Below are 13,855 nucleotides of genomic sequence, written 5' to 3'. Positions count from 1 at the left end.
GTTCCTAGTCGTACCGAGCCTCGGCCTGCCAGCCGTCGTCGTCGCGCACCAGCAACCAGGCGCAGCCGTCGTCGTCGACCACCTGGAACCGGTGGACGCGCCGCGCGTGCACCGGATCCCACCAGCGTTCGACCACCGGCCACGGCCCCGCCCACGCTCGCACCGCGGCGGGCTCGCCGCCCCCGACCGCGAACGAGACCGGGGCGGCCGACACCGCGCCGCGGTCGTCGACCGTCACGGTCGCGCCGCCTGCGTCGAGGAGCACCGCCCGGGGCCGTTCGCGGAACACGCTCGCGGGTGCGAGCGCGGGCAGGCTGCCGGGCCACGGGGCGTCGCCGTCGCGTCGCTCGGGCGGCCGGTCGCCCCACGGTACGAGCACCTGCCGATCGGCGAGCATGCGGCCGCCGCCGACCGTCGCCGTGACGACCGCCTCGTGGCCGAGCATGCTCTGCACCCGGGTGAGCCCGTGGTGCACGCGTTCGTCGGGCCCCCCGCCCCAGAGGCCCTCCTCATGGTTGCCGGTCGAGTCGACCCGCTCGGGTACCACCCGAACCCGTGCGATCGGCGCGGCGAGCCCGCGGTCGACGCTGCCCGAGCCCTGCACCTGCCACCGGATGCGGTCGACCACGTCGGCCGCGGTGAACCAGCGCGGATGCAGCCACCCCCGGCCCGAGTGCTCACCGCGGTCGTCGTCGATCTCGACCCGGATCGCCGTGCACACGAGTCGTGCCGCGCGCATGCGGTCGATGAACTCCTCGGCCCGCACCCGGAACGCGAACGCGAGTTGGTCGACTCGGTCGAGCGGCGGCTCGAACTCCTGCACGACGGCGAACTCGGGCGGGGGAGTGCGCGGCGCGACCCGGGTGCCCTCGCGCCCCGCCGCGAGCATGTGGGCGAACGCGCCCGCGGCGCCGAACCGGCGCCGGACGTCCTCGGCCGGCAGCGCGGCGAACTCGCCCAGCGTGCGCACGGCGAGCCGCTGCAGCAGGGTCGCGACCCGCGGCTCGACCACCAGGCGTACCGGCAGCGGGGCGAGGAACTCCGCGGATGCTCCGGCGTCGACGACCCCGACGGGCCGGTCGACCCGGGTGCCGCGAGCGGCCTGCTCGGCCGCGAACGGCCCGTCGGAGACTCCCACCCTGGCGTCGGGCACGCCGGCCGACGTCGCGGTCGCGAGCAGCGCCTGCGCCGCGGCATCCTCACCGCCGTAGTAGCGCACCGGGCCGCGCGCCCGCATCGCCAGCGTGCCGGGCCGCACCACCTGCACGCCCGGAACCGCCTGCTCGACCGCGCGCACGACCGGCTCGAACGCGCGCGCATCGAGCGCCGCATCGTAGGGCAGCACCGCGACCGAGGGGCAGCGCAGCTGCGCCTCGCGCAGTCGCAGGCCGCGGATGACGCCCTCACGGCGGGCCGCAGCCGACGACGAGTGCACGAGGCCGCCTGCGGTGAGCGCGATGGGCGATGACGGGTCGAGGCCCGCCTCGCGGGCGGCGGCCAGTACCGGCCAGTCGGGGCACCAGAGCACGATCGTGCGGGCGAGGTCGGTCATCCGGCCCGCCGTTCGAGCGGCAGCACGGGGGTGAGCGGGGCATCCGGCTCGGAGGGTTCGGTCGTCGCCGCTAGCCCTCGCTCGGGCAGCCGCAACCGCGCGCGCCGGCCGCGCGCGAGTTCGCCGCGCCCGCCGACCCGCACCTCGACCTCGCGTTCGCGCAGCGCGCCGTGGCCCGGTTCGAGACCGGCCCATTCGCTCGTCGCGACTTCGAGCACGGTGTCGGCGCCGGGCCAGTCGCCGGCGGCGACGAGCACCGACCCGCGCTGGCGGATGCGGGCCGCGAGTCGGGATGCCTCGGCGGGGGAGACCCGCCCCGACGGCCGCACCGCCACGATGGGGATCACTTCGGCGAGCGTGGCCGCCACCGTCAGCCACTGCCCGCCCGGATCGGGCACCAGCACGAGCCGATCGAGCGAGATGCCGAACCGCGCCGCCGCCTCGACGCCGAAGTCGGGCAGACCCACCACCGCGCACCAGCGCCCGCTCTGCGACGGCCCCGCCAGCAACGCCATGACCAGGCTCGTCGAGCCGTCGACCTGCACCACGGTGCCCTCGCGCAGGCTGCCGCCGGGCAGTACCTCGGCCAGCGCCGGGTGGGTGGGCACCGCTCGCGTGTCGAGCCGGGTGGCCTCCATGCCGCGGATGCGCGACTGCAGCTCGCCGACCCGGTCGAGCCGGGAGTCGGCGGGCGATGGAGCAGGTACGGTCACCCGCCCAGTTTCGAACATTCGTTCGAATGAAGCAAGTCGCGGATGCCACGCGTCCGCGCCGTGCGGGGATCGCCGCCGACGTCCCGTCGATGCGGCTCAGACCGGCGCCGCCGGCCCGCGCCGGGGTTTGCGGTGCCGGGTGTCGCCGCCGCCGACGCGGTTGCTGCGTTCGGTGAGCGCGACGAGGGCGAGATGGCGGTCTGCGGTCCAGCAGATCAAGCGACCGCCTCCCTTCGCTCGGCCGAGGATGCCCGCGTCGGCCAGTTCGGTGAGCGCCCGGTGCGCGGCGGAGGGGGAGACGCCGAGGCCCGTACTGACGGTCTCCGCGGTGAGCACGGGCTCTGCGGCGAGCGACTCGAGGATGCGCAGCACGACTGCGTCCCGGCGCGGCACCGCGGGATTCAGCCCGCGCTCGCGCCGATACGCGACCAGTTCGTCGTGCACCTGCTCGTCGAGCGCGGCGATGTCGTCGGCGAGTCGCACCGCGTTGCCGGCTGCGCGCTCGGCCGCCTGCGCGAACCCGATCACCCAGTCGTCGAGCCTCGGCGGGTCGGCCCGATAGGCGGTGAGACCGGCGAGATAGCGGTCGGTGTCGCCGGCGAAGACCGTGCTGATCGGGATGAGCGTGTGCCGCAGCGCATCCGCCCGGCGCAGCACCGTGTGGATGAGCGCGCGCCCGGTGCGCCCGTTGCCATCGATGAACGGATGGATCGTCTCGAACTGGGCGTGCGCGATCGCCGCCCGCACCACGGGATTGCCCGACGTCGCCGACGTGAACCGGGCGAGGTCGGCGACCAGGCGCGGCACCTCACTCTCGGGCGGCGGGATGAACTCCGCCCGCAACGGCGACCACCCGGGACCGCCGACCCAGTTCTGCTCCTGCCGGAGTCCGCGCTCGAGGCGCGGCTCGATGACGTGCTGGAGCGCGACGATGTCGTCCACGGTGATCGGCCGGTCGCGGTCGGCGAGGTCCGCGATCGCGGCCTCGGTCGCCCGCACGTTTGCGACGACGTCCAGGGCCTGCCTCGGCCCCTGGTGGAGCAATTCGGCGATCGCCAGGCGCTTCGGCGTCACGCGGTTGCCCTCGATCCAGGACGACGAGATCGATTCCGAGCGGATCAGCAGATGGTTCAGGTAGCGGCCGCGCGGGCCGATGCGCTCATCCGCCCGAGCCAGCACCGCCAACGCGTCCTCGGCGGCGGCCTGCGCCTCGCTGCCGAGCGCGGGGAGGCGGTCGCCCAGCTCGTCGGGGACGTATGCGAGGTAGCGGCCCGGGGTGCGGTCTCGCCGGCTCAGCCCGCCGGCGTCTTCGGGATGCCACAACCGCTCGACGTACGTGCTCATGAGAGCCTCCCGTCAGCCGTGTGCTATTTCCACTTTAGATGAACTAACCGGAAAATAGGAGAACCGGATGCCACGCGTCCCGTCCGGCATTGCAGCGTGCGCGGCCTCTCAGACCAGCCAGTCCTCGACGGGTCGTCGTCCGGCATCCGGCGCGGCGAGCCACGCACCGAGCGCGGCGACGTGTTCTCGGTGACGATGCGGCGGCAATGGCGACGAGCGGTGGCAGAATAGTGCGGTGAGCGATCAGGTTGCCGAGTCGGGTCAGCGCCTCGTCGGGATGGCTGTCCCAGACCTCGGGTTCCCGGCGACGACCGGCCATGTCGTCGACCTTGCTCAGGAGCCTCTCGGCGACTTCGTCGTGTTCATCTATCCGCGCACGGGGCGTCCTGATCGACCCGAGGGCGATGACTGGGCGCTCATTCCAGGAGCGAAGGGGTGCACGGCCGAGTCGTGCGAGTTTCGTGACCTCGCCGCGGAGTTCTCCTTGATCGGCCTGTCGATCTTTGGTCTGTCGACGCAAGACACCGAGTATCAGCGGGAGGCGGCCGAGCGTCTGCACTTGCCCTACCCGCTGCTGTCCGACCCGCAGATGAAGCTCGGCAGAGCGCTCGGGCTCGAGACGTTCAGCTATGACGGGGTGGAGCTCTACAAGCGAGCCACCCTCGTCGTTCGTGACCGGGTGATCGTCATGGCGCAGCTCGAGATCACCGACGCGGCCTCTCACCCGCGCGACCTGCTCGCCATCCTCAGCACTCCTACGGGCAGCTGACCCGCAGCGCATCCCGGTCGAGTGCCGGTGGAGCGCGGCGGAGAGCAGTAGCGGGCCGATACGGATCGTCACGACCCGCCGCCGCTTCGGCGCAGGCCGGACCCGGACACACGGAAGGCCCGGATCGAAACCGATCCGGGCCTTCCGACACATCGTGCGCGAGGGGGGACTTGAACCCCCACGCCCTTTCGGGCACTAGCACCTCAAGCTAGCGCGTCTGCCATTTCCGCCACCCGCGCGTGTGTCCGCCGCTGATCCCTCAGCGGCCGTAGAAGACATTAGCACGGTTTGCGAGGTGCCTTTGACCACTTCGCTACGGTGGAGCGCATGGCCGAATCCGCAGTGCCCGCGCCCGTTCCGACCGACCTCGAAGAGACCGCGCGCATCGCCCGCGACCTCATCCGCCTCGACACCACCAACCACGGCGAGGGCCGCTCCAACGGGGAACGCGAGGCCGCCGAGTACGTCGAAGCCGAGCTCGCGGCCCTCGGCCTCGAGCCGCGGATGGTCGAGTCCGCGCCCGGCCGGGCCAGCGTCGTCGCCCGGGTTCCCGGGCGCGACGCCGAGAAGCCCGCGCTCGTGCTGCACGGCCACCTGGATGTCGTGCCCGCCGACCCGCGCACCTGGAGCGTCGACCCGTTCGCGGGCGAGATCCGAGACGGCTGCCTGTGGGGGCGCGGCGCCGTGGACATGAAGGACATGGATGCCATGATCCTCACCTCGCTCGGCGACATCCTGCGAGCCGGGAAGCTGCCCGAGCGCGAACTCGTCGTCGCCTTCTTCGCCGACGAGGAGGCGGGCGGCGAGTACGGGGCGAGCTGGCTCGTCGACGAGCATCCCGACCTGTTCGCCGGCGCGACCGAAGCGATCAGCGAGGTCGGCGGCTACTCGATCACCGTGGGCGGCACGCGCGCGTACCTGCTGCAGACCGGCGAGAAGGCGCTCGTCTGGGTGCGGCTGCGCGCCCGCGGCACCGCGGCGCACGGGTCGCGGCTCATCCGCAGCAACGCGGTCACCCGGCTCGCCGAAGCGATCGCCGCGCTCGGCCGCACCGAATGGCCGGTGCATCTCACGGACACCACCCGCGAGCTCCTCGGCGAGATCGCCTCCGCACTCGGCGTCGATCCCGAACGGGTCTCGCCCGACGAGCTCGCGCTCGCCACGGGGTCGGCGTCGGGGTTCATCACCGCGACGCTGCGCACCACGACGAACCCGACCGTGCTGCAGGCCGGGTACAAGCACAACGTCATCCCGGACCTGGCCGAGGCGCTCGTCGACATCCGCACGTTGCCGGGCGAGGAGGACGACGTGCTCGCGAGGGTGCGCGAGATCGTGGGCGACGATATCGAGATCGAGATCGTGCATCGCGACGTCGGGTTGGAGGCGCCCACCTCCGGGCCGCTCGTGGATGCCGTCACGCGAGCGATCGGCGCGCACGACCCGGGTGCCGCGGTGTTCCCGTACCTGCTGAGCGGCGGCACCGACAACAAATCGCTCAGCCGGCTCGGCATCCGCGGGTACGGGTTCGCTCCGCTGCGCCTGCCCGACACGCTCGACTTCCCGGCGATGTTCCACGGGGTCGATGAGCGGGTCCCGCTCGACGCGCTAGCATTCGGGAGGCAGGTCCTCCGGGACCTGCTGCTCGACTATTGACGACCGATTCGACGGGGCCGGTCCCGGGTCTCCGTCCTTCCGCGGAGGCGGAAGGAGGTGACGACGTGCTCGAAGCCCTGATCCTGGGTCTCGTGCAGGGGCTCACGGAGTTCCTGCCGATCTCCTCGAGCGCGCACCTGCGCATCCTCGGCGAGTTCCTTCCGGGCGCCCAGGACCCCGGCGCGGCGTTCACCGCGATCACGCAGCTCGGCACCGAGACGGCCGTCGTCGTGTTCTTCTGGCGCGATATCGTGCGCATCGTCTCGCACTGGTTCGGCTCGTTCACCGGCCGCGTGCCCCGCAACGACCCCGACGCCCGCATGGGATGGCTCATCATCCTCGGATCCGTCCCCATCGTGGTGCTCGGGCTGCTGTTCCAGGACGAGATCGAGACGACGTTCCGGTCGCTCTGGATCGTGGCCACCATGCTCGTCGTGTTCGGCGTCATCCTCGGCCTGGCCGACTGGGCCGGCCGCAAGACCCGCAAACTCGATCAGCTCACCTACGGGCACGGCATCCTGTTCGGACTCGCGCAGGCGTTGGCGCTCATTCCCGGCGTCTCGCGGTCGGGCGGCACCATCTCGATGGGGCTGTTCCTCGGCTACGAGCGCGGGGCGGCCGCCCGCTACGCGTTCCTGCTCGCGATCCCCGCGGTGTTCGGGTCGGGCCTGTTCCAAGTGGCCAAGAGCATCGGCGAGCCCAGCGTCTACGGCCCCGTCGAGACGGCGGCGGCCACGCTCGTCGCGTTCGTGGTCGCGATCCTCATCATCGCGTTCTTCATGCAGTACATCTCGCGGCACAGCTACCTGTTGTTCGTGATCTACCGCATCCTGCTGGGCGGGCTCATCTTCGTCCTGCTCGGCACCGGCGTCATCGACGCCTGACCGTGCAGGGCTCGCTGAGCCTGTCGAAGCGGGCGGGTGGGCTCCCTTCGACGGGCTCAGGGAGCGGGGGCTCGCTGAGCTCGTCGAAGCGGGCGGGTGGGCTCCCTTCGACAGGCTCAGGGAGCGACTCAGATGCCGTCGCGCGGACGCCACGGCTCGTCGCCGCGCTGGTCGCCGCGCCGACGCAGGTATCGCTCGAACTCCTTCGCGATCGCCTCGCCGCTCGCCTCGGGCGCGTCGACCGCGTCGCGTGCGCGTTCGAGCTGCTCGATGTAGCCGGCCATCTCCTCGTCGTCGGCGGCGAGGGCGTCGACGCCGGCCTCCCAGGCTGCGGCGTCGACCTCGAGGCTGCCGCGGGGGATCGACAGCCCCGTGAGCTCTTCGAGCTTGGCCAGCAGCGCGAGCACCGCCTTCGGCGAGGGCGCGTTGTGCACGTAGTGCGGCACCGACGCCCAGAGCGTGACGGTCGGGATGCCCGCCCGCTCGGCCTGGTCGGCGAGCACGGTGAGGATGCCGATCGGGCCCTCGTAGCTCGAGCGCTCGACGCCGAGCGAGGCGCGGACGTCGGGGTTCTCGCTCGACGCGAACACCATGAGCGGCCGGGTGTGCGGCGCGTCGGCGAGCATGGCGCCGAGCAGCACGATGCCATCGATGTCGGCGGCCAGCGCCGCGTCGATGAGCTCCGACGCGAAGCTCTTCCAGCTGCGCGCCGGCTCGGCGCCCAGCAGCACGTGCAGCACGGCGGCTCCGGGCCCCGTGACGGCATCCTCGCCGTCGTCGCGGAGGCCGCCGGGCCCGAGCAGGGCGGCGCCGGGCCATTCGATGCGGCGGACGCCGTCGTCGCCCGACACGACCGTCGGCCGATTGAACTGGTAGTCGTAGTACACCTCGGGGTCGACGGCGGCGATCTCGACGAGTCCGAGCCGGTCCACGAGCAGGCGCGCGGCGCCGCTGGCGGCTTCGCCGGCGTCGTTCCAGCCCTCGAAGGCGACGACGAGCAGTCGCCCGCTCCCGAACTCGACCGGCTGATGCACCCGGGTACCCCGTTTCCGACCTCGACCTCCGGGGTCTCCACCCCACAATAGGCGCTGCCCGTAGACTTGCCCGTTGTGACCACTCGCCTTCCCGCCGCCGTCCTCTGGGACATGGACGGCACGCTCGTCGACACCGAGCCGTACTGGATCGCCGCCGAGACCGAGCTCGTCGAGTCGTTCGGCGGCACCTGGACCCACGACGATGCGCTCCAGCTCGTCGGAACGGGGCTCTGGGAGTCGGCGGCGGTGTTCCAGCGCTACGGGGTCGAGCTCGACGCCGACACGATCGTCGCGACGCTCACGCAGCGGGTGCGCGAGCAGCTCGCCGAGTTCGGCGTGCCGTGGCGTCCGGGTGCACGGGAACTGCTCGGAGCGCTCCGCGAGGCCGATGTGCCGACGGCGCTCGTGACGATGTCGGTCCGTTCGATGGCGCAGGACGTGGTCGACGCCATCCCGTTCCCGGCGTTCGATCTGCTGGTCACGGGCGACGAGGTCGGCGAGCCGAAGCCGCATCCCGAGCCGTACCTGACCGCCGCGAAGTCGCTCGGTGTCGCGATCGGCGACTGCGTCGCGTTCGAGGATTCCCCGGCCGGTCTGACGTCGGCGGCGACCGCGGGCGCGGTGACGATCGGCGTGCCGAACATCCTCGCTCTCGACGACGCCCCCCATCATCTGCTGTGGCCGACGCTCGACGGCCGCACCGCCGACGACGTGGCCGCCGCGTTCGCCGGAGTCCGCGCATGACCGGCGCGCGCGGGGCGCAGGCCGGCCCGTTCCGGGCCGGGGACCGGGTGCAGCTCACCGGCCCGAAGGGCCGGATGCACACGATCACGCTCGAGCCGGGCAAGGTGTTCCACTCGCACAAGGGCCCGATCCTGCACGACGATCTGATCGGGCTGCCCGACGGCTCGGTCGTGGCGAACGCGGTCGGCATCGAGTACCTCGCACTGCGGCCGCTGCTCAGCGACTTCGTGATGTCGATGCCTCGCGGTGCGGCGATCGTGTACCCGAAGGATGCGGTGCAGATCCTCGCCCAGGCCGATGTCTTCCCGGGTGCGACGGTCGTCGAGGCCGGCGTCGGTTCGGGTGCGCTGTCGCTGTGGCTGCTGCGGGCGATCGGCCCCGAGGGGCGGCTGTACTCGTTCGAGCGGCGCGAGGAGTTCGCCGAGGTGGCCCGCGGCAACGTCGCGACCTATCACGGCGACGACCCCGACAACTGGTCGATCACGCTCGGCGACCTGGCCGACGCGCTGCCCGAGACGGTGGCCGGGGCATCCGTCGATCGCGTCGTCCTCGACATGCTCGCCCCTTGGGAGGTCCTCGGCTCGGTGACCGACGCGCTGAAGCCCGGCGGCGTCGTGCTCTGCTACGTCGCAACGGTCACCCAGCTCTCCCGGGTCGCCGAGGCGATCCGCGCGACCGGCGCGTACACCGAGCCGGTCGCGAACGAGACGATGGTGCGCGGATGGCACGTGCAGGGGCTCGCCGTGCGCCCCGATCACCGCATGATCGCGCACACCGGGTTCCTGCTCACCGCGCGCCGCCTGGCGCCCGGCACCGTGCTGCCCGAACTGAAGCGCCGGCCGTCGAAGACCGACTTCAGCGACGAGGACGTCGAGGCGTGGACGCCCGGCGCCCTCGGCGAGCGGGACGTGAGCGCCAAGAGCCTGCGCAAGCGGGTGCGCGCGGCGGGCACCGCGGCGAGCCTGGCTCGCGAGACGGATGCTCCGCCCGCCGCTCCCGCACCCGCACCGCCGTCCGAAGGCTCGGACGAAACGCCCGGCACGGCCGGGTAGGCTTTCTGCTGCTTCCCCGCATCCCCGTCGATCGAATCGAGGTCCCGTGCGCTCGTCCATCGCGCTCATCGCCGTCGCCGGCACGCTCGCCGTCGCCCTCACCGGCTGCGCCGGGCCAGTCACCGAGGCCGAGACGAGCCCCGGTGCGTCCTCCGATGCGGTGTCGGTGCGCGGCGACTTCGGCGAGGTGCCCACCGTGAGCTTCCCGACGCCGCTCGCCCCCGAGCGCACCCAGTGCACCGAGGTGATCGAGGGCGAGGGCGATCTGCTCGCCGAGGGCCAGACCGTCATGCTCGCCGCCTCGCTGTTCGACGGCACCACGGGCGACGAGATCCAGACCGTCGGGTTCGCGCCCGACGAGCCGGTGATGCTCACGCTCGGCAGCCCGACCACGCTGCCCGGCTTCACCACGGGTCTCACGTGCGCCCGCGAGGGCTCCCGCGTGGTCGTGGTGGTGCCGCCGGCGGATGCGGCGAACCCGACCACGGGCGCCGCGCCCGAGACGAGCGTCGTCGCCGTGTTCGACGTGCAGCGGGCGTTCCCCGCCCGAGCCGACGGCGCGCCGGCGCTCACGCGCGACGGGTTCCCCGCGGTCGTGCTCGCACCCGACGGGCGGCCGGGCATCACGGTGCCGAAGTCCGACCCGCCCGCGAAGACCGAGGTCGAGGTGCTGCTCCAGGGCGACGGCGACGTCGTCGAGAGTGGCGACACGGTCGTCGTGCAGTACACGGGTGTGCTCTGGGACACGGGCAAGGTGTTCGACTCCACCTGGGAGAAGGGCGCCGTCGGGCGGTTCACCGTCGCCGACGACGACACCTCGCAGGTCGTGCCCGGTTTCGCGACGGGCCTGATCGGCCAGAAGGTCGGTTCGCAGGTCGGCATCATCATCCCGCCGGCCGACGGCTACGGCGACCAGGGCAGCGGGCAGGTGCCCGGCGGGGCGACCATCTTCTTCGTGGTCGACATCCTCGGCGTCGTCTGATCGGGCGCACCACGGCTGCGGCGGCCGCCGGCCCGCCGCACGGCACTATGATCGCTCGTGTGCCAGGGGAGTCGAGCAGCGTATCGAGGATCGAGGCCGACGACCGACTGTTCAGTCTGGTGCTCGCGCTCATCGCGACCGAGCACGGTCTGCTGAAGACCGAGATCCTCTCGACGGTCCGCGGCTACGCGGAGCGGTACGACGCGCGCCCCGGTCGCAACGCGAACCTCGAGCGCCAGTTCGAGCGCGACAAGGAGCACCTGCGCGAACTCGGCATCCCGCTCGAGACGATCGAGTCGCCCGATCACCCCGGCGACAATCAGCTGCTGCGCTATCGCATCCGCAAGGGCCGCTACGAGCTGCCCGAATCGGTGCGCTTCACGCCCGACGAGATCGGGCTGCTGGGGCTCGCGGCCGAGGTGTGGCGCGAAGCATCCCTCTCCGAGGATTCGCAGCGCGCCCTGACGAAGCTGCGCGCCCTCGGGATCGAACCGCGCGAGCCCCTGATCGGCTACGCACCGCGTCTGCGGGTGCGCGACGCCGCCTTCGACCCGCTGCGGCAGGCGCTCGACCGGCATCAGACGGTGCGGTTCCGCTACCTGCGCCCCGGATCCGAGGCGCCCCGCGAGCGCACGGTCGACCCCTACGCGCTCGTGCTGCACGAGGGGCGCTGGCATGTGCACGGGCACGACCGCGATCTCGACGCGCCGCGCACGTTTCTGCTGCGCCGCATCACCGGCCCCGTGACATCCGTGCCGAACTCGACCTTCGACCCACCCGAGCCGGGCGTGCAGGACCGCGTGCTCGCCGAGCTCGAGGCGCTGCGACTCGCCAACGTCGCCGACCTCGAGGTCGACGCCGGCAGCGACGCCGAGGTGCGCCTCGGGCGGCGGGCGGCCGAACGCGACGGGCGCGTGATCCGGCTGCACTACACCGACGAGGTGGTGTTCGCCGACGAACTGGCCTCGTACGGGCCCGAGGTGCGCGTGATCGCACCCGAGTCGCTGCGTGCGCGGGTGCGCGACCGGCTCGCGGCCGTCGTCGCCGCCCACCGCGAGGAGGCGCGATGACCGACCGACGCCCCCGCGCCCAGAAGGCGCCCGACAAGCTCCTGCTGCTGCTCGCGCTCGTGCCGTACCTGCTCGAACGTCGTGTCGTCGGCGTCGCCGAGGCTGCCGCGCACTTCGGCGTCGACGAGGTGCAGATCCGCGCCGCCGTCGAACGCATCGCGACCTCGGGGCTGCCCGGCGACACCGGCACGTACCAGGCGAACGACCTGTTCGACATCGACTGGGGCGCCTTCGAGGACGAAGACCTGATCATCATCGTCCACCACGTGGCGATCGACGACGCGCCGCGGCTGAGCTCCCGCGAGGCGGCTGCCCTCATCACCGCCGTGCAGTACCTCAGCACCCTGCCCGAGAACCGGGACAGCGCGCAGCTGGCGTCGCTGAAGCGCAAGCTCGCCGAGGGGGCGTCGGAGGACCCGGTCCCGCTCGGGGCGGAGGAGGCGAAGTCGGATGCCTCGCTGGCGCTCGTGCGCGAGGCCGTCGAGGCCGGCCGGCAGCTGGAGTTCGACTACCGCAACGCTCAGGGCGAGCACATGCGCCGACGCACCGACCCGCTGCGGGTGCTCTCCGACGGGGCCGACTGGTACCTGCAGGCGTACTGCCACACCCGGCTCGACGTGCGTAACTTCCGCGTCGACCGCATGACCGAGCTGGTCGTCACCGATGAGCCGATCGGCGAGCACGTCGGCGCCGTGCTGCCGTCGACGCTCTTCCAGGCCTCCGACACCGACTTCGACGTCGTCGTCGACGTGGCGCCCGACGCGCTGGCGCTCATCGCCGACTACCTCGCCGATGCGTCGACCGAGGCGCAGGCCGACGGGCGACTGCGGGTCACGCTGCGGGTCGCGCACCACCACGGGCTGAAGCGTCTCGTCGCGGGGCTCGGCGGGCTGGTCACCGTCGTGGCGCCCGACGAGGCTCGTGATGCGGTCGCAGCCTGGGCTCAGGCGGGGCTTGCCGGGTACGACGGGTAGACTGTCTGCACCATTCATCCGAGCATTGGACGAACCCCATGTTTCAAGGCTTCACCGGTTGGCATGCCCTGATCATCCTCGTGGTCATCCTGCTGCTGTTCGGCGCGCCCAAGCTGCCCGCCCTGGCGCGGAGCCTCGGTCAGTCGATGAAGATCCTGAAGAACGAGGTGCGGTCCGACGGCGATGCGGCCGACGGCACCGGCGCCGACACGGCCGACGCCGCCACCGACCAGCCGAAGGCGACCGGCAGCAGCACGGACACCACCAAGAGCTGACCACGTGACCGCGGTGAAGGAGCGCGGCGGCGGCAAGAACCGCGAGCGGCGCATGTCGCTCGGTGCGCATCTGCTCGAACTGCGCCGCCGCCTGTTCATCTCCGCGGCGGCGATCGCCGTCGGCACCGGCATCGGGTGGTGGCTGAACAGCGCGTACGTCTGGACGGCGATCCAGGCGCCGGTGCAGAACGTCGCCGACGCACGGGGCGACAAGACGGCGATCATCTTCCCGACCATCTCGAGCGCGTTCGACCTGCAGCTGCAGATCGCGTTCACGATCGGCATCGTGATCTCGAGCCCCGTGTGGCTGTACCAGATCTTCGCGTTCCTCGTGCCGGGGCTGAACACCCGCGAGCGCAGATACACGTTCGGCTTCTTCCTCACGGCGATCCCGCTGTTCTTCGCCGGCTGCGCGGCCGGATGGTTCGTGCTGCCGAACATCGTGCGGCTGATGACGAGCTTCGTGCCCGACGGCAGCGATGCGCTGTTCACGGCGCGCGAGTACGTCGACTTCGTCACGAAGCTCGTCGTCGCGATCGGCATCGCGTTCGTCGTGCCGGTGTTCATCGTGCTGCTGGACTTCGCGGGCATCCTGAGCGCCGCAGGCATCCTGAAGTCGTGGCGGGTCGCGATCCTCGTGATCGTGCTGTTCACGGCGATCGCCACGCCGTCCGCCGACGTCGTCTCGATGTTCCTGCTCGCGATCCCGATGGTGGTGCTCTACTTCGCGGCCTGGTTCATCGCGTGGTTGCACGATCGCCGGGTCGCGAGGCGCCAGGAGGCCGAGTTCGGCACGGCGCTGGCCTGAT

General features: G+C 72.0%; 14 protein-coding genes and 1 tRNA gene. 10 read left to right on the top strand and 5 right to left on the bottom strand.

The window, feature by feature from the left end; genetic code table 11:
- Positions 1 to 4: 4 nt before the first annotated feature.
- The 3 genes from MTO99_RS04785 to MTO99_RS04775 form a co-directional block, all read right to left on the bottom strand.
- Complete coding sequence (locus MTO99_RS04785) at positions 5 to 1,552, bottom strand: DNA polymerase Y family protein (protein WP_243557447.1); 1,548 nt, start codon at positions 1,550 to 1,552, stop codon at positions 5 to 7.
- Positions 1,549 to 2,265, bottom strand: a complete 717-nt coding sequence (gene imuA', locus MTO99_RS04780) for a DnaE2-dependent mutagenesis accessory factor ImuA' (protein ID WP_243557445.1) — start codon at positions 2,263 to 2,265, stop codon at positions 1,549 to 1,551. The genes MTO99_RS04785 and imuA' overlap by 4 nt, the downstream gene beginning before the upstream one ends.
- A 96-nt stretch (positions 2,266 to 2,361) precedes the next feature.
- Positions 2,362 to 3,609 (bottom strand): Fic family protein, encoded by a 1,248-nt coding sequence (locus tag MTO99_RS04775; RefSeq protein WP_243557443.1) that lies wholly within the window; start codon positions 3,607 to 3,609, stop codon positions 2,362 to 2,364.
- Between the two features lie 235 nt (positions 3,610 to 3,844).
- On the opposite strand from MTO99_RS04775, the gene MTO99_RS04770 reads away from it, so the two are divergent.
- Positions 3,845 to 4,378: a peroxiredoxin gene (locus MTO99_RS04770; protein ID WP_243557441.1), complete on the top strand. Its 534-nt coding sequence runs from the start codon at positions 3,845 to 3,847 to the stop codon at positions 4,376 to 4,378.
- A gap of 155 nt (positions 4,379 to 4,533) precedes the next feature.
- Here MTO99_RS04770 and MTO99_RS04765 read toward each other — a convergent pair.
- Positions 4,534 to 4,617, bottom strand: a tRNA-Leu gene (locus MTO99_RS04765).
- A gap of 88 nt (positions 4,618 to 4,705) precedes the next feature.
- Between MTO99_RS04765 and MTO99_RS04760 the strand changes: the two genes are divergently transcribed.
- Positions 4,706 to 6,031 carry a M20/M25/M40 family metallo-hydrolase gene (locus MTO99_RS04760; RefSeq protein ID WP_243557439.1) on the top strand — a complete coding sequence of 442 codons (1,326 nt, stop codon included), beginning with the start codon at positions 4,706 to 4,708 and terminating at the stop codon, positions 6,029 to 6,031.
- Between the two features lie 65 nt (positions 6,032 to 6,096).
- Positions 6,097 to 6,915, top strand: coding sequence for an undecaprenyl-diphosphate phosphatase (locus MTO99_RS04755; protein WP_243557437.1), 819 nt, complete (start codon positions 6,097 to 6,099; stop codon positions 6,913 to 6,915).
- A 128-nt stretch (positions 6,916 to 7,043) separates the two neighbouring features.
- On the opposite strand, the gene MTO99_RS04750 is transcribed toward MTO99_RS04755, so the two are convergent.
- Positions 7,044 to 7,949, bottom strand: a complete 906-nt coding sequence (locus MTO99_RS04750) for a PAC2 family protein (RefSeq protein WP_243557435.1) — start codon at positions 7,947 to 7,949, stop codon at positions 7,044 to 7,046.
- Between the two features lie 75 nt (positions 7,950 to 8,024).
- Here MTO99_RS04750 and MTO99_RS04745 point away from each other — a divergent pair, with 75 nt between their 5' ends.
- From MTO99_RS04745 to tatC, 7 genes are read left to right on the top strand one after another with little or no spacing between them, the layout of a single operon-like run.
- Positions 8,025 to 8,693, top strand: a complete 669-nt coding sequence (locus MTO99_RS04745; RefSeq protein ID WP_243557433.1) for an HAD family hydrolase — start codon at positions 8,025 to 8,027, stop codon at positions 8,691 to 8,693.
- Positions 8,690 to 9,745: a tRNA (adenine-N1)-methyltransferase gene (locus MTO99_RS04740; protein WP_243557431.1), complete on the top strand. Its 1,056-nt coding sequence runs from the start codon at positions 8,690 to 8,692 to the stop codon at positions 9,743 to 9,745. Before MTO99_RS04745 ends, MTO99_RS04740 begins: the two co-directional genes overlap by 4 nt.
- 46 nt (positions 9,746 to 9,791) lie before the next feature.
- On the top strand, positions 9,792 to 10,727 hold the full coding sequence (locus MTO99_RS04735; RefSeq protein ID WP_243557429.1) for an FKBP-type peptidyl-prolyl cis-trans isomerase: 936 nt from the start codon (positions 9,792 to 9,794) through the stop codon (positions 10,725 to 10,727).
- Positions 10,728 to 10,786: 59 nt separating this feature from the next.
- Positions 10,787 to 11,797: a helix-turn-helix transcriptional regulator gene (locus MTO99_RS04730; RefSeq protein ID WP_243557427.1), complete on the top strand. Its 1,011-nt coding sequence runs from the start codon at positions 10,787 to 10,789 to the stop codon at positions 11,795 to 11,797.
- On the top strand, positions 11,794 to 12,771 hold the full coding sequence (locus MTO99_RS04725) for a helix-turn-helix transcriptional regulator (protein WP_243557425.1): 978 nt from the start codon (positions 11,794 to 11,796) through the stop codon (positions 12,769 to 12,771). Before MTO99_RS04730 ends, MTO99_RS04725 begins: the two co-directional genes overlap by 4 nt.
- Before the next feature lie 38 nt (positions 12,772 to 12,809).
- On the top strand, positions 12,810 to 13,046 hold the full coding sequence (tatA, locus tag MTO99_RS04720; RefSeq protein ID WP_243557423.1) for a twin-arginine translocase TatA/TatE family subunit: 237 nt from the start codon (positions 12,810 to 12,812) through the stop codon (positions 13,044 to 13,046).
- 52 nt (positions 13,047 to 13,098) lie between these two features.
- A complete protein-coding gene (gene tatC, locus MTO99_RS04715; RefSeq protein ID WP_243558950.1) occupies positions 13,099 to 13,854 on the top strand; it encodes a twin-arginine translocase subunit TatC in 756 nt (251 codons plus the stop codon).
- Position 13,855: the final 1 nt, after the last annotated feature.

This window comes from Agromyces larvae (assembly GCF_022811705.1).
Lineage (GTDB): Bacteria > Actinomycetota > Actinomycetes > Actinomycetales > Microbacteriaceae > Agromyces > Agromyces larvae.
The sequence above is the reverse complement of the archived record's forward strand: the minus strand, read 5'-3'. Positions and strand labels throughout refer to the sequence as shown.

Bases quoted from the DNA above. Each gene is read 5' to 3' on its own strand.
- MTO99_RS04785 (WP_243557447.1), bottom strand. From the start codon at position 1,552: ATGACCGACCTCGCCCGCACGATCGTGCTCTGGTGCCCCGACTGGCCG.
- MTO99_RS04775 (WP_243557443.1), bottom strand. From the start codon at position 3,609: ATGAGCACGTACGTCGAGCGGTTGTGGCATCCCGAAGACGCCGGCGGG.
- MTO99_RS04760 (WP_243557439.1), top strand. From the start codon at position 4,706: ATGGCCGAATCCGCAGTGCCCGCGCCCGTTCCGACCGACCTCGAAGAG.
- MTO99_RS04740 (WP_243557431.1), top strand. From the start codon at position 8,690: ATGACCGGCGCGCGCGGGGCGCAGGCCGGCCCGTTCCGGGCCGGGGAC.
- MTO99_RS04725 (WP_243557425.1), top strand. From the start codon at position 11,794: ATGACCGACCGACGCCCCCGCGCCCAGAAGGCGCCCGACAAGCTCCTG.
- tatA (WP_243557423.1), top strand. From the start codon at position 12,810: ATGTTTCAAGGCTTCACCGGTTGGCATGCCCTGATCATCCTCGTGGTC.
- tatC (WP_243558950.1), top strand. From the start codon at position 13,099: ATGTCGCTCGGTGCGCATCTGCTCGAACTGCGCCGCCGCCTGTTCATC.